Source organism: Nonomuraea sp. LPB2021202275-12-8 (assembly GCF_037044575.1).
In the GTDB taxonomy this organism is placed as follows: Bacteria; Actinomycetota; Actinomycetes; order Streptosporangiales; family Streptosporangiaceae; genus Nonomuraea.
In genome coordinates, this window is sequence record NZ_JBAHWD010000002.1 from 1 (window position 1) to 19,003 (window position 19,003).

18 protein-coding genes are annotated in these 19,003 nt (G+C 71.1%); 8 read left to right on the forward strand and 10 right to left on the reverse strand.

All coding sequences use genetic code 11. The annotated features are described in order from the left end of the window. The first annotated feature begins 35 nt into the window (after positions 1–35). Together V5E28_RS03780 and coaE are read left to right on the forward strand one after the other, a co-directional pair. Positions 36–503 carry a GNAT family N-acetyltransferase gene (locus V5E28_RS03780; protein ID WP_336204921.1) on the forward strand — a complete coding sequence of 156 codons (468 nt, stop codon included), beginning with the start codon at positions 36–38 and terminating at the stop codon, positions 501–503. A gap of 9 nt (positions 504–512) precedes the next feature. Then, the gene (coaE, locus tag V5E28_RS03785) at positions 513–1,115 is read left to right on the forward strand and encodes a dephospho-CoA kinase (protein WP_336204922.1); all 603 of its coding nucleotides are present in this window, start codon (positions 513–515) and stop codon (positions 1,113–1,115) included. Between the two features lie 33 nt (positions 1,116–1,148). Here coaE and V5E28_RS03790 read toward each other — a convergent pair whose 3' ends face one another. Beyond that, positions 1,149–1,967, reverse strand: a complete 819-nt coding sequence (locus V5E28_RS03790) for an SDR family NAD(P)-dependent oxidoreductase (RefSeq protein ID WP_336204923.1) — start codon at positions 1,965–1,967, stop codon at positions 1,149–1,151. Positions 1,968–2,059: 92 nt separating this feature from the next. On the opposite strand from V5E28_RS03790, the gene V5E28_RS03795 reads away from it, so the two are divergent. After that, positions 2,060–2,641: a TetR/AcrR family transcriptional regulator gene (locus tag V5E28_RS03795; protein WP_336204924.1), complete on the forward strand. Its 582-nt coding sequence runs from the start codon at positions 2,060–2,062 to the stop codon at positions 2,639–2,641. A 15-nt stretch (positions 2,642–2,656) separates the two neighbouring features. Here V5E28_RS03795 and V5E28_RS03800 read toward each other — a convergent pair whose 3' ends face one another. Next, the gene (locus V5E28_RS03800; RefSeq protein ID WP_336204925.1) at positions 2,657–8,236 is read right to left on the reverse strand and encodes a TIR domain-containing protein; all 5,580 of its coding nucleotides are present in this window, start codon (positions 8,234–8,236) and stop codon (positions 2,657–2,659) included. Positions 8,237–8,293: 57 nt separating this feature from the next. Between V5E28_RS03800 and V5E28_RS03805 the strand changes: the two genes are divergently transcribed. Together V5E28_RS03805 and V5E28_RS03810 are read left to right on the forward strand one after the other, a co-directional pair. Further along, complete coding sequence (locus tag V5E28_RS03805) at positions 8,294–9,466, forward strand: SLC13 family permease (RefSeq protein WP_336204926.1); 1,173 nt, start codon at positions 8,294–8,296, stop codon at positions 9,464–9,466. 38 nt (positions 9,467–9,504) lie between these two features. After that, positions 9,505–9,957 carry a hypothetical protein gene (locus tag V5E28_RS03810; protein ID WP_336204927.1) on the forward strand — a complete coding sequence of 151 codons (453 nt, stop codon included), beginning with the start codon at positions 9,505–9,507 and terminating at the stop codon, positions 9,955–9,957. A gap of 7 nt (positions 9,958–9,964) precedes the next feature. Here V5E28_RS03810 and V5E28_RS03815 read toward each other — a convergent pair whose 3' ends face one another. From V5E28_RS03815 to V5E28_RS03850, 8 genes are all read right to left on the reverse strand, one after another. Continuing rightward, the gene (locus V5E28_RS03815; RefSeq protein WP_336204929.1) at positions 9,965–10,111 is read right to left on the reverse strand and encodes a hypothetical protein; all 147 of its coding nucleotides are present in this window, start codon (positions 10,109–10,111) and stop codon (positions 9,965–9,967) included. Next, complete coding sequence (locus tag V5E28_RS03820; RefSeq protein ID WP_336204930.1) at positions 10,108–10,380, reverse strand: hypothetical protein; 273 nt, start codon at positions 10,378–10,380, stop codon at positions 10,108–10,110. Before V5E28_RS03820 ends, V5E28_RS03815 begins: the two co-directional genes overlap by 4 nt. 102 nt (positions 10,381–10,482) lie before the next feature. Next, the gene (locus V5E28_RS03825) at positions 10,483–11,292 is read right to left on the reverse strand and encodes an inositol monophosphatase family protein (RefSeq protein ID WP_336204931.1); all 810 of its coding nucleotides are present in this window, start codon (positions 11,290–11,292) and stop codon (positions 10,483–10,485) included. A gap of 10 nt (positions 11,293–11,302) precedes the next feature. Beyond that, entirely contained in the window at positions 11,303–11,920 is a 618-nt protein-coding gene (locus V5E28_RS03830; RefSeq protein ID WP_336204932.1) for a hypothetical protein, read from the reverse strand. A gap of 9 nt (positions 11,921–11,929) precedes the next feature. Further along, a complete protein-coding gene (locus V5E28_RS03835) occupies positions 11,930–13,012 on the reverse strand; it encodes a hypothetical protein (protein WP_336204934.1) in 1,083 nt (360 codons plus the stop codon). A gap of 190 nt (positions 13,013–13,202) precedes the next feature. Further along, positions 13,203–13,976 (reverse strand): sporulation protein, encoded by a 774-nt coding sequence (locus V5E28_RS03840; RefSeq protein WP_336204935.1) that lies wholly within the window; start codon positions 13,974–13,976, stop codon positions 13,203–13,205. Positions 13,977–13,984: 8 nt separating this feature from the next. Continuing rightward, the gene (locus tag V5E28_RS03845) at positions 13,985–15,214 is read right to left on the reverse strand and encodes an SPFH domain-containing protein (RefSeq protein WP_336204936.1); all 1,230 of its coding nucleotides are present in this window, start codon (positions 15,212–15,214) and stop codon (positions 13,985–13,987) included. After that, positions 15,211–16,812, reverse strand: a complete 1,602-nt coding sequence (locus V5E28_RS03850; protein ID WP_336204937.1) for an SPFH domain-containing protein — start codon at positions 16,810–16,812, stop codon at positions 15,211–15,213. The genes V5E28_RS03845 and V5E28_RS03850 overlap by 4 nt, the downstream gene beginning before the upstream one ends. Before the next feature lie 219 nt (positions 16,813–17,031). Here V5E28_RS03850 and V5E28_RS03855 point away from each other — a divergent pair, with 219 nt between their 5' ends. From V5E28_RS03855 to V5E28_RS03865, 3 genes are read left to right on the forward strand one after another with little or no spacing between them, the layout of a single operon-like run. Then, a complete protein-coding gene (locus V5E28_RS03855; RefSeq protein ID WP_336205420.1) occupies positions 17,032–17,871 on the forward strand; it encodes an ABC transporter ATP-binding protein in 840 nt (279 codons plus the stop codon). Beyond that, positions 17,868–18,722, forward strand: coding sequence for an ABC transporter permease (locus V5E28_RS03860; protein ID WP_336204938.1), 855 nt, complete (start codon positions 17,868–17,870; stop codon positions 18,720–18,722). The genes V5E28_RS03855 and V5E28_RS03860 overlap by 4 nt, the downstream gene beginning before the upstream one ends. Positions 18,723–18,736: 14 nt before the next feature. Next, positions 18,737–18,970, forward strand: coding sequence for a helix-turn-helix transcriptional regulator (locus V5E28_RS03865; RefSeq protein ID WP_336204939.1), 234 nt, complete (start codon positions 18,737–18,739; stop codon positions 18,968–18,970). The last annotated feature ends 33 nt before the right edge of the window (positions 18,971–19,003 follow it).

The following is a 19,003-nucleotide window of genomic DNA, read 5'->3' on the forward strand; positions in this document are numbered from 1 at the left end:
ACCGCGACGCCGCCCGCTTGGAGTAGGGTGCACGCGTGGAGATCCAGCGGGCGGTTGCGGCGGACGCGGGCGAGATCCTGACCCTGCAGAGGGCGGCGTACGTCAGCGAGGCGCAGCTCTACGGCGATCCGTACATCCCGCCGCTCGTGGAGTCCCTGGAGCAGGTCCGCAAGGCCATCGAGACCGGTGTCGTGCTCAAGGCCGCCGAGGCGGGCCGCATCGTCGGCGCGGTGCGCGGCTCGGTGGCCGGCACCACCTGCCTGGTGGGCCGGCTCGTGGTGGCGCCCGACTGCCAGGGCCGGGGGCTCGGCACTGCCCTGCTGGGCGCGCTGCACGAGCAGGTGCCGGATGCGGAGGCGTTCGACCTGTTCACCGGCCACCTGTCGGAGCCCAACCTGCGCCTCTACAAGCGGCTGGGCTATCGGGAGACGCACCGGGAGCGGATGGACGACCATCTGACGCTGGTCCACCTGCGTCACGCTCGTCCGGCGGATCGTGGATAGGCTGCCGCTGTGCTGAAGATTGGACTCACCGGCGGCATCGGGTCCGGCAAGAGCGAGGTGGCCAGACGGCTCGCGGCCAGGGGCGCCGTCGTCATCGACGCCGACCGGATCGCCCGCGAGGTGGTGGAGCCGGGCACGCCGGGCCTGGCGAGGGTGGTGGCGAGGTTCGGCGACGAGGTGCTGCGCCCCGACGGCTCGCTCGACCGGGAGAAGCTCGGCGGCATCGTGTTCGCCGACCCCGACAAGCTGGGCTCGCTCAACGCGATCGTGCACCCGCTGGTGGGGGAGCGGGTGGCGGGGTTGCAGCGCGAGGCGGACGACGACGCGATCGTCGTCTACGACGTGCCGCTCCTGGCGGAGAACAAGCTGGCTCCGATGTACGACGTGGTGATCGTTGTCGACGCGGCCGACGAGGTGCGCATCTCCCGCCTGGCCGAGCGCCGCGGGATGCCGGAGCAGGACGCCAAGGCCCGCATCGCCGCCCAGGCGAGCCGGGAGGACCGGCTCGCGGTGGCGGACGTGGTGATCCCCAACGAGGGCACGCTCGACGAGCTCGAAGCCCGGGTCGCCGAGGTGTGGGACGACCTGGTGCGGCGCGCGGGCCGGGGTTAGCGGCGGCTCATCCCCTGGTGGCCGGGACGCGGCTCACAGGAGGTGCCGCGTGCGGTCGTACAGGCGGCGGGCGTCGTCCGGATCCAGGGTGGGCAGCGACGGCGGGAGCGGCTCGCGGCGGTCGTAGGCGAGCAGCGAGCCCTCGGGCGGGTCGTCCATCAGCTCGACGATCGGCTCGATGCTCCTGGCCACCGGCTGGGCGAAGAGCTTGGCCAGGGTCTTGATGACGGTCCTGGCGGGCTGCCGAAGGGTCGCGGTGCCGCTGTCGGTGAAGCCCGGGTGGTGCAGCAGGAAGCGGGTCCGGCCACCGGGATGGTTGCCGGCGTAGGCGACGCCGAGCAGGTCGGTGGCACGGCCGCCCTGGAGCATGGCCTTGATGGCGCCGTAGCCCTCCTTGAGCGTGAGATCGTCCCAGTGGATGCGGCCCTTGGTCGCCCCGACGCCGCAGACGTTCACGATGAGGGGCCGCTCGCCCTTCTCCAGCAGGCCGGTCAGGCCGTAGCTGAGCAGGAACCTGCTGACGTAGTAGAGGGCGAAGGTGCCCTCGAAGCCGTCCGGGGTCTCGACCCTGCGCGGGAAGTGGCGCATCGCGGTGAGCACCAGCCCGTCCAGGGCCTCGTGGCGGTCCTTCACCTCCTCCACCACGCGCCGGTTCTCATCCGCCGAGGTGAGGTCGGCGCGGATGAACGCAGCCCGCCCGCCGGCGTCCAGCCGCTCAGCTTCGTCGAGGAACCGGCGCCCCTTCTCCTGATCGCTGCCCACCACGCTCACCCGGTGGCCCTGGCCCAGGTAGTGCAGGGCGAGCCCACGCCCCATGCCGGTTGTGCCACCCGCCACGACATAGTTCCGCATATTTCACCATCTTCAAGTCATCGAACGCTGACTTGACGGACCGTAGCACGACCACCGGCTACAATGTCAACGGTCGATGACTAGGAGGCGGTGTGGCGGAGAAGCGGAAGCGGGACCGGGAGGCCACCCGGGCCAGGCTGCTGGAGGTCGCCAGGCTGAGATTCGCCCGCGACGGGTACGACGCGGCCAGCGTGCGCGACATCGCCCACGACGCCGACGTCGACGCCACGCTCATCTTCCGCTACTTCGGCTCCAAGAAGCGGCTCTTCGACGAGGCCACCGCCCCCGGGCAGGTGCCTGATGACCTGCTCGACGGGCCGCCCGAGGAGCTGGTCGCCCGGATGCTGCGCTCGGTGGTCTACCAGGACTGGTCCACCCACGGCGGGGAGCACCCGCTGGTGGCCATGCTCAAGTCCGCCGGCCACCAGGACACCAGGCAGCGCATCCGCCAGGAGGTGTGCGACACCTACGTCGACGCGCTGGAGGAGCTGGCCGAGGGGCCGGACCGGCAGCTGCGCGCGGAGTTGCTCAGCGCCTGGCTGGTCGGCATCGGCATCCTGCGCTCCGTGGTCGCCACCCCGGCCCTGGCCGAGGCCGAGGCCGCCGACCTGGCCCCGCACGTGGCGACCGTGGCGACGGGCCTGCTGGGCCGCCCCATGTCGGGCAGCGCCTAGACCGGCCCGCCGAAGCTAGAACGGCGCGTCGAGGGGGACCTGGCGGACACCCGGCAGGTGCGGATCCAGCTCGCCGAGCTCGAACCGCGACATGCCGATGACGTGCCAGAACTGGCCTGCCGTGTCGCCCTGGATCTTGTAGCGGCCGTCCGGCGTCAGCGCCGCCCAGCCCTCCGGCAGGCCGAGCAGGGTCGTCCGGCGCTCCGGCCCGTCCCAGAGGATCACCACGCCGTCGTCGCCCGCGCTGGCGAGCAGGTCGGAGGAGGGGCTGAAGGCGACCGACCAGACGCGCCGCGAGTGGCCGCTGAGCTGGTGCAGCAGGCGGCCGGAGGCGGTGTCCCAGACCCGGACGGCGGCGTCGTCGCCGCCGGTGGCGAGGCGGTCGCCGGCGGCGTTGAAGTCCACGCTCCACAGCCGCCCCGCGTCCCCGTCAAGGGTCTGCCTCAGCAGCGGCTGCCAGGGCTGGCCCGGCCTCAGCTCCCACACCTTGGCCTGGCCGTCGTTGCTCGCGCTGGCCAGATACTGGCCCGACGGGTCGAACACCACCGAGTAGACCCGGTCGGAGTGCCCCTCCAGGGTCGCCACCCGGCCACCGGAGTCCACGTGCCAGATCCGTACCAGCCGGTCGTCGCAGCCGGTGGCGACGTAGCGGCCGTCGGGACTGAAGGCGATCGAGCGGACCCGGCCGCGATGGTCGGCGAGGTTGGCGACAAGCCGCCCGGTCGACCGCCACCAGATCCGCACGGTGTCGTCGTCGTTGGCGGTGGCCAGCATGTCGCCGGTGGAGCTGAACGCCTCCGCCCACACATGGTCGGTCTCGGCGCTCAGCTCCCGCTCGTAGTCGCCGGTTGTGGCGTTCCAGAAGTGCACGCCACCGTCGTTGCTGGAGGTGGCCAGCACCGGTCCGGCGGGTGAGAACAGGGCGGAGATCAGCCGGTCGGCGTGGCCGGTGAACTCGCGCAGCCGCCGCCCGGTGCGCGGCTCCCACACCCGCACGACACCGTCGTTGCCGCTGGTCGCCAGCATCGAGCCGTCGGCGCTGAAGCGGACCGAGGATATGCGCCGGCCATGGCCGCGCAGCACGCGCTGGCACTGGCCCGAGTCCGGATCCCACAGCCGGACCGTGCCGTCGTTGCTGCTGGTGGCGAGCTGCTCGCCGTCGGGCCGCCAGGCGAACGGCCAGACCGAGCTCCGGTGCCCCGTCAGCTCGCTCCGCCGCGGGGTGCCGACCGTCTGGAGCCGCACGACGCCGCCCGAGTCGCCGGTGGCCAGCGTGCGGCCGTCGGGGGAGAAGGCCACCTGGTAGACGGCGGCGGCATGGGTGGTGTGCAGGCCACGGAACTCGCCTGACGGGTCCCACAGCCGCACGTCACCGGAGGTGTCGCCGATGGCCAGCAGGTCGCCGCCGGGCGAGAACGTCACGCAGTAGATGCTGCCCCGGTGGCCGGTCAGCACGTGCCGCTGGGCCCACGAGGCGGTGTCCCACACCTGCAGCGTGCCCGCCTGGTCCCCGGTGGCCAGCAGGGTGCCGTCGGGGCTGTGCACGGCGCGGTACACGGCGCCGCGGTGGCCGTCGAGGGTTCGGCTCATCTGGCCGGTGGACAGGTCCCAGACTCGCAGCACGCCTGCCGAGTCGCCGGTCACCAGGACCGAGCCGCCGAAGGAGGCCGTGTAGACGGGCGCCTGGTGCCCGGTCAGCTCGTGCACCGGCTCACCGGTGGCGGTGTCCCACACCCGGACCACGCCGTCGCCGCCGCCCGCCGCCAGGAGCTCCCCCGAAGGGCTGAGCCGTACGGGCCAGACGCCGTCGCGGTGGCCGGTCAGCTTGTGCAGCCGCTCGCCGGTGAGGGCGTCCCAGAGCAGGACGGTGCCGTCGCTCGCGCCGGTGGCCAGCAGGTCGCCGGCGAACGAGACGGCGTAGACGCGGCCGTTGTGCCCGTGCAGGGTGCGCACCGGCAGCCCGCCGGCGCACAGCAGCACGCCGCCGTCCTCGTTGCCGATCGCGATCGTCGAGCCGTCGGGGCTGTAGGCGATCGGCTCGGGCAGGCGGCTGGTCTGGAAGTGGTATCCGTACGGCACCCCGATCGCTGCGGGCGCGAGCTGCATCTCCACCGGCTGGCCCGGCACCACCGCGGCCCCCGGCAGGTGCGGCAGCGTGCCGGTCACGTTGATCAGCGTGGCCCGGTGCCACCGGGCGCCCTCGACCGACACGTCGCTCAGGTCCGTCCGCGCCAGCCGCGCCCCCGACAGGTCGGCTCCGCGCAGGTCGGCGCCGGTGAGCACGGCGCCGTCGAGCCGCGCCCCCACCAGCTTGGCCTCGCGCAGGACCGCCCTGGACAGGTTGGTGCCGGCGAGCGTGGCGCCGGTCAGGTCGGCGCCGGTCAGATCCACCTCCTGCAGGTCCCTGGCCGACAGGTCCTCGCCCTTCAGGTTCGCGCCGCGCAGGTCGGCCCTGGCGGGGGTGCGCAGCCGGGCCGCGATCTTGACGGCGTTCGCGCGGGCCACGTCGTCGGCGGGCGGGTCGGTCACCCACGCCCGCAGCGCCCGCACGTCGGCCAGGTCGCACAGGAACTCCACGGTCAGCGCCGACAGCGGCCGGCGTGACAGCGCCACGGGCGCGTCGATCGTCGCCGCCACATGCCTGGCGATCAGCCATTCCATGACCGAGGAGTGGATGAACCCGAACATGCCCTCCTCGGTGCGGACCAGCAGGCTGCCCGACCCCATCGCGTACGCGGTGTGCGCGGCCGAGAGCTGGCCGCTGGCCAGGTCGGCCAGGGTCTCGGCGATCTCGGTCAGCTCGTCCACGCCGAGCAGCGACTCGCCGGAGTCCCACAGCCGCAGAGCCAGCGCCGTCACCGCCTGCCACAGCTCGCCGGTGGTGAGCGAGGCGGGGGAGCCGGGCACCTTGACCCGCCGCTCCTCGAAGGCCAGCCAGGACTGCAGGATCTCCTCGTACAGCAGCGCCGGGCTGATCGTGTGCCGCGCCCCCGCCACCGTGCGCAGCCGGTTGGCGTCGAGGTCGGCGATGAAGCTCAGCATCCGCGGATTCTGGGCCAGGGCCAGCAGGTCCTTGATGCCCTCCATCAGCGACATGCGCGCGGTGGCCTCGTCGTCGTCGTCGAACCGGTTGGCCAGGTAGGAGCGGATCTGGTCGTGGGTGAAATCCTCGACGCCCAGCACCCGCCGCTGCGGCAGCACCCCGACCATCTCGCCGAGCGACGTCAGCACCTGGCTGTGCGACTTGAAATGCTGGGTCCGGCTGGCGACCACGATCTTCGCCTTGTCCTCCGCCGCGGCCAGCAACGTCGCCAGGTGGTCGGCGGCCCGGTCGTAGGTGAGCCGGGTGACGAGCTCGTCGAAGCCGTCGAACAGCAGCACGATCCGGCCCTGCCTGAGCAGGTAGCGGAAGGCCTTCAGGTCGATGAGCTCCTCACCGTGATTGGCCAGGTGCGCCGCCACGAGCCCGTCGACCGAGTGCGCCTTGTCCAGGGCGCGCAGCTCGATGAAGATCGGCGTCAGGTGCGGCAGCTCGGCGGGGATGCGCCTGGCCAGCTCGCGCAGCGCGAACGTCTTGCCGTGGCCGAAGTCGCCGAGCAGCAGCAGGAACCTGCCGTGGTCGGTGCCCAGCAGCCGCATCAGCTCGTCGGTGAGCCCCTGCTTGACGTTCTGGCCGGGGCGGTCGAGCTCGCGGTAGCGCTGTGGCACGTACAGCTCGGGCGGATAACGGCGGTCGGTGGTCAGCCTGGCCGTCTGCTCGGCGACGTAACCGGACAGGTCGAGCAGGCCCTGGAACTCGGTGAAGCTGCGCAGCCGGACGCCCCTGCGCATCAGGTCCTCGCGCAGCGTGCGCCGCGGCGGCGGCCCCTGGTAGACCAGCTCGGCGGCCAGCTCGGCGGAGTGCGCCTGCCGGACGAACTCGGTGGCGTCGCCGGCGGTGAGCTCACCCACGTGCGCGCCGATCATCATCTGGCGGACGAACCCGTCCTCGGGGTGGGTGACGACGAGGTGGTCCGGCATGCGGCGGATCCTGGCCCGCTCGTGCCGGGCCTCGCAGACCTCGGTGATCCGGTCCAGCAGCAGCTCCACCGGGGTGGGCTGACGTCTGTCGTGCCCCGAGCCCACCGGAGCCCGTCTGTCCGGCGGAGGGTCGGGCGGCGTCTCGCCGGTGAACGTGGTGCGGGCGGCCCGCCAGGTGTGCGGGACGCGCTCGGGCTCGCCGCCGTCGGGCAGCCAGGTGCGCACGCCTTCGGCGGTGATCTCGACGACCTGGTGGCGGCGCGGCGCGGCGACGGCGGCGTCGCCGGGCTGGCCGGACCCCTGGAGGAGCAGGTTGAGGCGGTGGGCCAGGAGCCGGTCGAAGGCCGGCGCGTCGTGCAGCGCGGCGGGCGGATGCCCGATCACGCCCAGGCGCAGCCAGCCTTGCTCCTCGTAGGGCCGCAGCCGCTCGGCGAACCAGGCGGCCTGCCCTTCGCCGAGCATGGCGTACGCGTCGCGCTCCAGGTGGCTCATCGCCATCGTCGAGTTGAGCCCGGCCACGACCACCTTCAGGTCGGGCACCTCGAAGAGAGTCCACGGCTGCTCGCCGTCGAACACCCGGTCGTCGAGCCCCTGGTAGACCTCGCCGAACAGGCCGGCGAAGTGCCGCCACTTGGGCCAGTAAGGGGGCTGCGGGCTGACGTCGTCGGCCTCGCAGGTGAGGAAGTAGGCGCTGGCGGCGGCCTTGGTGACGTCACGCGGACCGGGCACGATCACCAGCCGGTGCGGCTCCAGGCCGATGAGCAGCCGTAAGTCGGTGACGAACCGCGTGGCCTGCCCGAACTGCCCGAGACTGCCCGACTCGGTCAGGTCGCCGCCGACCACGATGAGGTCGGGCCGCGGCGCGCCCCTGTCGTACATGGCCGTCAGGTCGGCCCAGATCCTGGCCTGCATGTCCTCGGGAGTGAACGGCTCGCCCGGGTCGGGCAGCGCCCGCCCGAACCGGGGGCCGCCGAGATGCAGCACGCTGAGCGACTCCCGCCGGGAGTGCGGGCCGGCGGCGGGCGGGAACTTCGGCGCGCTCACCGGCGTGCGCCGGGCGCGCGCGTGGCCGCCCGGCGGCGGCAACGTCGGGACGGGCACGGGCAGGTCCGAGCCGGTCGGGAAGGCGGGCGGGGCATCGGGCTTGGCCCGGCCGGACAGCGCCTCCCTGACCCGGCCGAGCAGCAGCGCCCGGGCGTGGCCCGGGTCGGTGACGCCCAGCAGGTCCACCCAGGTGATCGTGGACAGCAGCCCCTCCAGCTGGACGTCCTCCAGCCTGATGGTGACCAGCTTGTTCGACGGATTGTCCGGGTCGGCACGCAGCGCCGCCTGCCACTCCATCCGCCCGTAGCGGGAACTCAGGTAGTTACGCGAGAGCACCGCCACCACGAGCTCGGCCTCGCTGACCCCGCGGTCCATGAAGTCGATGAAGTTGGTGCCGGGTACGAAGTCCCAGGACTGGATCATCGTCCGGTAGCCGGCCGCCTCCAGCTCCCAGGCGATCCACGTCGCCCAGGCCGTGTCGGCGGGGGAGTAGCTGACGAAGATCCGGGTCGGCCTGCCGTCACGTGCCATTCGCTCAGTATCTCCTGCGGGATCGGCGTTTGGCAGGCCATGTGCGATCATCGACGCGTGCTGCGGCGTCTTGGCGTGCTCGACTGGATCAGGATCGGGCTGCTCGCGCTCGGTCTGGTCTTCGTGGCCACCGGGCTGCTCCCGCTGCCGGTCGCGCGGGAGAGCATGGGGGAGATCGGGCCGCTGCTGGTGTTCCTGGTCGGGATCATCGTGCTGGCGGAGCTCACCAAGGAGGCGCAGGTCTTCGACGCGATCGCGGCCAGGATGGCCGTGCTCGGCCGCGGCAACTACGTCGCCCTCTTCCTTCTTTGTACGGCCTTCGCGTCATTTATTACGATATTTCTGAATTTGGATACGACCGCCGTGCTGCTCACCCCGGTCATGCTGGCCCTGGCCCCCAAGGCGCGCATCGCCGCCCTGCCGCTGGCCATGACCACGATCTGGTTCGCCAACACCGCGAGCCTGCTGCTGCCGGTGTCCAACCTGACGAACCTGCTGGCCATGGACGAGATCGGGCTCGCGCCGCTGGAGTTCGCCGCGCGGATGTGGGCGCCGCAGGTCGTCTCGATCGTGGTCACCATGGCGTTCCTGTGGGTTTTCTTCTGGCGCCGGGGCGAGCGGCGGGACCTGCGCTACACGCCTCCGGTGCTGGAGCCGGTCGCCGACCGGGTGCTGTTCGGCGCCGCCTCGGCCGCCTGCGTACTGTTCATCGTCGCGCTGCTTGCCAGGGTGGAGGTGTGGACGGCGGCGTCTGCGGCGGCGCTCGTGGTGGTGGTCGCCTTCGTCGTGCGCGACCGCAAGAGGCTGACCTGGAGCCTGATCCCCTGGCAGCTGCTCATCTTCGTGACGGCCCTGTTCCTGGTGGTGCCCACGCTCAGCGCGCACGGCCTGGCGGAGCTGATGAACTGGATGCTCGGCGCCGAACGGAACCCCTACCGCACGGCCGCCGTCGGGGCCGGTCTGTCCAACGTGATCAACAACCTGCCCGCCTACAAGGCCGTCGAGGAGGTCATCCCCGTCCACGAGCGCGGCCAGCTCCTCGCCCTGCTCGTCGGCACCAACGTCGGCCCGGTCATCACGCCGTGGGCGTCGCTGGCCACGCTGCTCTGGTTCGAGTCATGCCGCCGCCACGACGTCAAGGTGCCGATGCGCCGGTTCCTGCTGACCGGCGCCGGGCTGGCCGTCGTGGGCCTGCCGGCGACCACCTGGGCGCTGGTGATCTTCGGTTGAGTGCCCATGACCGGTTGATCTCGGGGACAATGGTCGCCATGGCCAAATCACCTCTGATCAGATGTTTCGGTCTTGTCGTCCTGGCGACTGCTTGGCTGACCGCCTGCGGTGGCGGGGGCACACCCGCGGCCGCACCCTCCAGCGCCGCCGCGGCCGAGCAGTCCGTCCAGCCCTCCGGCACCGCCTCGGAGGCCCCGCGCAAGGCCGTGCGCAAGGTCAAGCTGGAGGTCATCGGCAAGGGCAAGGCGGCCCAGCCGATCATCTACAACGCCGACGAGAGCGGCGTCGAGAGCGACGCCACCCTGCCCTGGTCAAGGACCGCCGAGATCGAGCTCACCGGCGCCGAGCAGGAGGTGGGCCGCCTGGTCTCCATCGTGTCGGGCTCCGTGCGCGGCGCCGACGGGCAGTTCAAACCCGCTCCGTGCCGCATCACCGTGGACGGTCGCAGGGTCGCCACGGGCAAGGGGTCGTGCAAGTACATGCTCAAGTAGGCGCCGCTCAGCGACGGCGGACCGTGACGGTCCGCTGGGGCCGGCGCCTGGCCCGGCGCTCGACCTCCTCGGCCGGCACCTCCTCGGACGGCCGCGGACCGACCACCGCCGCGAACCACGGATGCGCCCAACCGGTCCTGCGCTCGCCGCTCATGCCGCCGCCCGGACGCCGTAGGCCCCGGCCACCGCGTCCAGCGCCCAGCGCATGCGCATCGCGTACTCCTCGGGATGGTCGCCCGCCTCCTGCGCGACATAGCCGGCGCACACCGAGCGGTCGCCGCGGGCGCACAGCCGCTCGTCGATGGCCGCTCGCACCTGGAGCGGCGACGAGGTGAGCGACGGTTGCAGAGCGGAGGCGAAGAGCACCTGCGCCAGCTCCGTCACAGTCAGTGCAGAGGTCGGTCCGGTCAGAACTGTCGACATGGTGTTTCTCCTCTCCGCCGGTGCCTTTCAGAAGCACCCTCTGTATAGACGTCGAACCACGCCGAAAGTTATCGACATTCGCCGCCTGAAATTCAAGATTTTTTACAATTGGCCGCTTACCAGGGCCAGCAGCCCCGGCATGGCCTCGGGGTGAGCCGCCACGAAGCTGCGATCCTCGGCCGTGCCCCCGATGCCCTCCTCGAAGGGCCCGCCGTCCAGCGCGCGGATCTCGACACCCGCCTCTCGTGCGATCAGCGCGCCCGCGGGCAGATCGACGGCCTCGGCCCGATAGCCGACCATCCCGTCGATGTCGCCACGCGCCAGCATCGCCCACGACAGCAGCGGTGCCCAGAGCTGCAGCACCCGCCGGGCCTCCAGCTCCAGAGCGCACCTCAGTCCGCGCGCCGTCGCGTCATGCCTGGTCACAGCATACCCCTGGGTCCAAGCCAGCAGCGGACCGTGCGGCGAGGGCCGGTGGAGGGCGGCCAGCCGCGTCCCCGAGGACGCCAGCGCGCCGCAGCCGCGGATCGCCGACCACGTCTGGGCCGTCACCGGGTCGTGCACCACGCCCAGCACCGGTCGGTCCTCGTGGCACAGGGCCAGGCCCACGACGTAGGCGGGAAGGCCGATAGCGACGTTGTTGGTGCCGTCGAGCGGATCGACCAGCCAGGTCCACTCACCGCCGGAGGCGCCCAGCAGGCCGGACTCCTCGGCGATGACCGAGTGCGAGGGGTACGCCGAGACGATGCGCTCGACCAGCAGCCGCTCCGACGCCAGGTCCAGGTCGGTCACCACGTCCCCGGATCCGCCCTTGGGCCGGACGCCGACCGTCCCCCTGGTGCCGTCGAGGAGCAGCTTTCCCGCGGCCTCGGCCGCTTCCACGGCGACCGCGCGAGCGTGATCCAGATCCATCGGGCATCCCTCAGCTCAGGTGGGCGGCGATGAGGTGTATGGCGTGTGCCGTCTCCCGGGCGTCGAGCGACCGCCTCGGTACGTGGTGGCCGCCCGCGCCGAGCGGGCCGAGCGACAGGTCGCGGCTGCCCGGGTGGCCACGCCCGAGCGCGATCGTGGCGGCCTCGCCGCCCTCGGGCACGACGCTGCTGTGGAAGCGGTCCGCTGACAGGGTGTAGGTGTCGCCCGGCCCGAACGACTCCACCAGCCCGGTCGCGTGCCGCACGGTGCGGCGGGTGGGGGAGATGCGGTCGCCGTCGGCGGCGCTGACGACCTCGAACACGCGGTGCGTCGCGTCCCGCTCCGCGTCCGTGACCACCGCGTGCACGTTGCGCACCTGGCCGTAGAGCACGTGGCTGACGAGGTCCCAGCTGTGGCAGTGGATCTGCGAGGTGGTGCTGTGCGCGTGCGTGAGCGAATCCGACCACAGATGGATGCATACCCCCTCGCCGCCGTCTCGCTCCAGCGGAAGGCAGACGAAACCGAGCGGGTGGCGTACGGCCCTGACTCCGGCTCCGGAGATCGCGTCGAGCGCCCAGTCTCTGGCCCGGCCCTGGACGACCTGCTGGTAGACGCCGTTGTAGCTCATGACCGGTGCTTACGTTCCGTCTCGCTGGTGAGCCGCCGGACGCGGCTCACCGTACGGATCCACGGCGCGTAGCGCCTTTCTCGCGATGTCCACGACGTCGCGCCCGTTGTAGGACTTGGGCAGCGGCATCCCGATGCGCTCGAACAGCTCCTGCACCTCCTCGATCGTGGGCTCGTCGCTGAGCGGCACCCGCTTGTACGCCTCCAGCGGCACCCGCCGCGCCTGCTCGAAGCTGAGGCGCAGCTCGGTGTCGCAGTTCTGGTAGTAGAAGGTGTCGGCCAGCGCCGTCATCGCCCGGTTCGGATCCTCGACCGTCATGATCAGGCGGGTGCTCGACAGGTCCCAGCGGAACGTGGTCATCGTGGACGACAGTCCCACGCCGATGTCCAGCAGCCCGTAGCGCTGCCGGTGCCAGAAGGCGGCCAGGATCGTGGCGTAGGACTCCTTCCTGGCCCGGTCGGTCGTCCACGTCTCACCGGTGCCGTCGGGCTGGTCGGACAGGGAGCGCCGGTAGTGGGCGTAGGTCTCGCAGACCTCGGCGTCCGCCGGGTCGATGACCTCGATCCGTATGGTCAGGTGGCGCTTGTCGCGGCGGGCGGCGGCGACGCAGGCGGGCAGGGTGACGGCGCGCATGTAGGTCCCGGTGCCGCCCTTGAAACTCCACCGGGTGGTGTCCTTGCGCGCCTCGGCGTGCGCCTGCGCGGTCTCCTGCGGGCTGCCGAGCACCCTGACGAGCTGCAGCGCGTCCAGCGCCTTGCGGGTGCCGGTGACCAGGTGCTCGATCTGCTCCAGGCGGGCCAGCCGCATCGGGAGCTGGGCGAGCGCGCCGGAGGTGATGGTCTCCTCGACCGGGGCCTGCCGCGCCCGGTCGCGCAGCAGCGCGGTGGCCACCAGCGCCAGGATCACCAGGGTCGCGGCGCTGACGAACTGGGCCTGGACCTTGGCGCCCTGCTCCTCGTCGGCGCCGAAAATCTCCTCGGGCATGATGCCGAGCACGCCCACGACGATGGCCAGGGCCAGCGCGATCGCGACGTCGGCGTTCTGCGCAGCCCACGGGGCGATCCGCCTCAGTGCCCCCACCAACCGTGCCATCGCTCGCCCCGCATCCCCGACGATCAGTCAGTCCCGTGGTCATGGTAACGACCACGTCATGCCACCGGCTAGCACGGGAAAAGCGCGTCCGTCGTACCCCCGCGTCAGGGGTGGGAACGACGGCGGGCGGCGCCGAGCCGGTGCTCGGCGCCGCCCGTGGTCCTCGACCGGCTACAACGTGCTGGACCGGCTACAACCAGCCGCGGCGACGCGCCATCTGCTCCAGGCCGCGCTGCAGCGACTGGTCGACGGCGCCCGGGTGGTCGTCGTAGCGGACCGTGAAGCGGTTGTAGGAGTCGTGACTGGAAGTCAGGAAGCCGCCCCGCTTGTCGGCTTCGAGGATGACGTCCATCTGCCGGGGGCCGGCGATGAAGGTCAGCTCCAGCTCGTTGAAGTGGCGTCGCCACTGGCCGCCGGCGTAGTACTCGATCTCCTGGAAGAACGGCATCGTGGAGCCGTGCAGCGTGCCGCGCTCCAGGTCCGCCTTCTTGAACTGGAAACCCAGCCGGTCCAGCGCGCCGATGACATGCTCCTGCGCGGGCAGCGGCGTGACGAACAGGGGATCGAGGTCGCCCTTGTCCAGCGCGCCCGCGAGCGCAAGCTCCGTGTGCACGCCCAGCTGCATGCCGCGCAGCGGGTGGCCGGCGATCGCGCTGATCGGCGTCTCCCACGGCACCAGCAGCTCGAACGGCTGCCCGTGCTGCGCCCCGGCGGCGAGCTGGAACGCGCCCGCCACCTGCTGGCGCAGGAAGCTGTAGGTCGACTTGTACTCGTTGTCACCGGACTCGACCTCGACCACCGCGGTCAGGTCGACGTAGATGCCCTCCACCTTGTATTCGGAGCCGCCGCCCCGGAAGTTGACCACCCCGCGCAGCGGTTCGCCGGGGCGCACGGTGGCGTTGTTCAGCACCGTGTCTACTTCGACGCCCGCGCCGAACGCGGCCATCAGCTTGCGGAACACCATGGATTCTCCTATGCGGTCGGGGCCTGGCCGTTTCCGTTGGCCGAGAAGCGGGGGAGCAACTGGGCCAGCAGCAGGGTGGAGAGCGCGGAGTCGCCGGTGCCCTGCTGGGTGCGGACCACCAGCGGCTGGGGGGCGCTCTCCGCCAGCTTGGCGCCCACGTCGAGGCGCCTGCGGGCCAGCTCGTACTGCAGCACGGCCCGGTTGTCACGGTAGGAGTCCGCCAGCCTGCGCAGCGCCTTGGCCTCGTTCTCGGCGGAGGTCAGCTCGGCGCGGCCGCGCGCCTCGATCTCCCAGCGGACCCGCTGCGCCTCGGTCGCCTGCTCCTCCAGCATGCGCGCCACGTCCTTGCGGGCGGTGTTGTGGGCGGCCTTGACCTCCACGACGCGGGCGTCCCTGGTCTTCTTGGAACGCTCGATCTCCATCAGCAGCGTGTCGATGCGGCGCTTGCGGGTCAGCTCCCACTCGCGCTCGTAGGCCGACAGCTCCTTGGCCACCTTCTCGCGGGTGGACAGGTGCGCCTGGTAGGTGTCGGGCAGCTGCAGGTCGGGGATGTTAGCGCCGGTGATGCGCACGCCGTAGCGGCCGAGCTGGCGGTTGAGCGCGTCCTGCATGTCGCCGACGTCGGAGCCGCGCAGGTCGTAGGCCCGCTCGGTGTTGACCCGGCGGCTGCGCTGCCTGATCGCGTCCTGTACGGCGCTCGACAGCACCAGGTCGAAGTTGCCGGCCCCGATCGTGCGCACGAACGCCACGGGGTCCACGATACGGAACTTCAGGAAGAACTCGATCGACTTCAGCGGCACGTTCTCGGCCGTGGGGCTGGCCACGATCGGCGCCGAGTAGGGGATCTCGGTGGAGGTGTCGACCACCGCGTCCACCCGGTCCCACGGCAGCCAGAGGTAGTGACGGCCGGGGGAGAGCGTGCCGGTGATGGCGCCCCAGTGACTGCGCACCCCCGTGGTGCCCTCCTCGATCTCGATGATCGCTCTGCGCCACATCCAGATCAGCCCGACGACCAGGAAGAACGCCGCCGCCAGCGCGGCCACGACGGTCAGGTCGGTGAGCACGGCCATCCCGGCGCAGTAGACGGCGATGAAGATCAGGGTCATCCAGGCGAACCCGCGCCGATCCTTGGGGATCACGACGGGCACGAGCTGGCCCTGCTCACCGCCGCGCAGAAGCTGGCGGATGTCGGACCAGGAGGCCACCGACTCCTTGATCTTCGAGAACTGGCGGCTCATCGGACCTCACCCTCGATGCTCTGCGTGTGGTGCCGACCCTCGGCCGGCGCGGACACGGTGACGATGTCGGTGTCAGGCGCCTCGTTGACCTCTTCCGCGACCTGCTGGAGCAGCGCGTCGATCTCCGCCTGACGGTCCGAGACGCGCGCGCCGATCGCCGACAGCCTGGACTGGATGGTGGCCATGTCCTCGGGCGAGAACAGTGCCGCTCCCTTGCCGCCGATGAGCTGCTGGGCCAGCGTCAGGAAGTCGATGTCGGTATGTTCGCCCACCTGCACGACCTGCGGCAGCCGGGCCGAGACCGACTCCAGCTTGTCCAGCAGATCCTGCTGGAAGCGGTAGTCGAGGATCTCCGGCGCCTCGGCGGCGCTGAGCGCCCGGATGTCCAGCGCCTGTGCCTCCAGCAGGGCCGAGTTGGCCTTGGCCGAGGACTCGGCCTCGACCAGGCGCTGCCTGGCCTGCGCGGTGGCCTGGTGGGTGGCCCGCTCGAGGGCGGTGTCCATGCGCGCCTGATAGCCGGCGATCTCCGCCTGGATCCCGCTCAGCGTCTCCTGCAGCCCGGCGAGCTCCTTGACCAGGTCGCCCTCGTTCTGCTCCTTGCGCAGCTGCAGCTCGTACTCGTAGGTGTAGGCCTCCTTGGCCACCCGCACCATCTCGGGGGCGGCCAGGTCCATGCGGTACTCCTGACTGGACGGCTCGGCGTGGGTGATGTTCACGTCCGTGAGCCGTACGGCGGGCAGGAACTGCTGGTTGAGGTTCTCCAGCATGCCGTGCGTGCTCTCGCCCACCAGGTCGTAGATGTCCTCGGCCCGCTGGGCGTAGATCAGGGACCGGGTGACCTCGCTGATGGCGTTCTGAAGCTTGGACTGGAAGCCGCTCACCGAGCCGAGCACGAAGATGAACTCGGCCGGGTTCTCGATCCTGAACTGCAGGAACAGGTCGACGCTCGCCTTGACGCCCTGCTGGGTCGGCGCCTCGCTGATGGGGGCGTTGAAGGGGTACTCGCGGGTGGTGTTGACGATGTAGCTGACCCGCTTCCACGGGTTGATCAGCGTCACCCGGCCCGGGTCCGCGATCTGCACCATCTTGCCGAACTTGGTGATCAGCGCCTTGCAGCCTTCGGGCACCATGACCACGCTGCGCCGCCACCACAGGAACGCGGCGGCCAGTACCAGCACGACCCAGTAGTGGGGGCCGAAGAACAGCTCGGTGTTGGGGATGACATTGCCGAGCGCGCCGATCAGGCCGAGCACCACCAGGACACCCAGCTGCAGGATCACCTTGGCGATGTTGCCCTTGGGGATCACCACGGGGGAGATGACGTGCATGCCGTTCTCGGCGAAGCTGCGGTTGACGATCTCGCCGGCGTCGTTCAGCGACGCGGTGCGTGCCTCGATCTGGGTGCCGATCGACACGCCGCCGTCGCGGGCCGCGGCGAAGTCGTGGGGATTCAGCGCGAACCCCTGTGCCTGCTGTCCGAGCTGCTGCCCGGCCTGGCCGATCGCCTGCCCCACGGCCTGCCGAACGTTGCCTCCCTGGACCACTGTCTGGGCCAGGCCCTGGCCTGCCTGGATAAGGGCCTCTCTAGGTCGTGACATCGCACCTTCCTCTTCCGCTTCAGGCGGATTCGACCGTATCGGGTGCGACTTAATGTTCGCTTGCATCGGAATGTCGCAACACTGTTGCCAATCGTAGTAGCCGTGCTATCAATATAGTAGACCTACTACATGGAGGGGGTTATGAGCGTCACCAGTGCTCTGGATGGAGACATCAATGTGACAAACACCGACACCGCGATCGAGGTCAGCGGCTTACACATGAGCTACGGACCGCTGGAGGTGCTGCGCGGGGTCGACTTCACCGTGGCCCCCGGCGAGGTGATCGCGCTGCTCGGCCCCAACGGCGCGGGCAAGACCACCACGATCGAGATCCTGGAGGGCTTCCGCATGCCCTCCGCCGGTCACGTGCGCGTGCTCGGGACCGAGCCGGCCAAGGGCGACGAGCGGTGGCGGGCCGGGCTGGGCGTCGTCCTGCAGTCCTGGCGCGATCACGGCCGCTGGCCCGTCCACAAGCTGCTCGAGCACCTGGGCCGCTACTACGCCCCCTACAGCACCCCCGGCAGGCCCCGCCCCCTCGACACCGGCGAGCTCATCGAGGCCGTCGGCCTCACCGAGCAGGCCGGCAGGCGCGTCAGCAGGCTCTCCGGCGGCCAGCGCCGCCGGCTCGACGTCGCCATCGGCATCGTCGGGCGCCCCGAGGTGCTCTTCCTCGACGAGCCGACCGCCGGCTTCGACCCGCAGGCCAGGCGCGACTTCCACGACCTGGTGCACCGGCTTTCGGACCTCGACGACACCACCATCCTGCTCACCACCCACGACCTCGACGAGGCCGAGAAGCTCGCCGACCGGATCCTCATCCTGGCGGGCGGCAAGATCGTCGCCGACGGCAGCGCCGACCGCCTCTCCCGCGAGGTCTCCCGCGACGCCCAGGTCCGCTGGAGCCGCGGTGGTGAGCAGTTCGTGCACGCCACCGAGGACGCCACCGCCTTCGTGCGGGACCTTTTCGCGCAGTACGGCGAGCAGATCGGCGACCTGGAGGTACGGCGCGCCACGCTCGAGGACACCTACATGGCCATCCTGAAGAAGGAGGAAGGATGAACCCGACGCTGCACGCGGCCCGGCTGGGCCTGTCCAGAGGCTGGACCGAGTTCAAGCACAGCCTGACCAACGCGCAGGACATCGGCTTCACCATCGTGTCCACGACGGCCTTCGTCGTCGTGCTCTACTTCCAGCGCGACGCCAAGGTGCCCGGCACCGACCTGTCCCTGGCCGCGGCCACGCTGCCGGGCATCCTCGGCCTCGGCATGGCCTTCAACGGACTCGTCGGCGCGGTCGGCGCGCTGGCCGTCGAACGCGAGGACGGCACGCTGCTGCGGGCCAAGGCGTTGCCGCAGGGGATGGTCGGCTATCTCGTGGGCCGGATCGTCTCGCTCTCCCTCACCGCCGTGGGCGGCCTGCTGATCGTGATCGTCGCCGGCCTGATCCTGGTGCCCGAGCTGGCCGGCGCGGGAGCGGGCGGATGGCTCACCGTGGCCTGGGTGGCCCTGCTGGGACTGCTGGCCACTCTGCCGTGGGGCGCCGTCATAGGCTCCCTGGCCACCAGCCCGCAGACGGCGGCCGGCCTGTCGATGCTCACCATGGGCGGGATCTCCGCAGTCTCCGGCATCTTCTACCCGATCACCGCGCTGCTCCCCTGGCTGCAGGTCATCGGCCAGGCGTTCCCGCTCTACTGGCTCGGGCTCGGCATGCGCTCGGCCCTGCTGCCCGACGCTGCCGCGGCAGCCGAGCTCGGCGGCTCCTGGCGGCCCCTGGAGACGCTCGGCGTTCTCCTCGCCTGGTCCGTCGCCGGTCTCGTGCTGGCGCCGCCGATCCTGCGCAGGATGGCCAGGCGCGAGTCGGGATCGCTGATGCAGGTGCGCCGCGAGCGGGCACTGCAGCGCATCGGCTGAGAAGATGGGCGACGATGAGCGAGACCGTCTACAACCGCATCGCCCTGCTGCGGGCCGAGCGGGGCGTCACCCGCAGGCAGCTCGCCGACGCGCTGGGCGTGCACTACCAGACCGTCGGCTATCTGGAGCGCGGCGAATACAGCCCCAGCCTCTACCTGGCGCTGCGCATCGCCGACTACTTCGAGGTGCCCGTGGAGGTGATCTTCTCCACCACGCCCTTCCCCCGCATCGGTGAGCGGACCGCCTGAGGGTTTCTGTCGGTCGCTTCGCCTACATTGGGC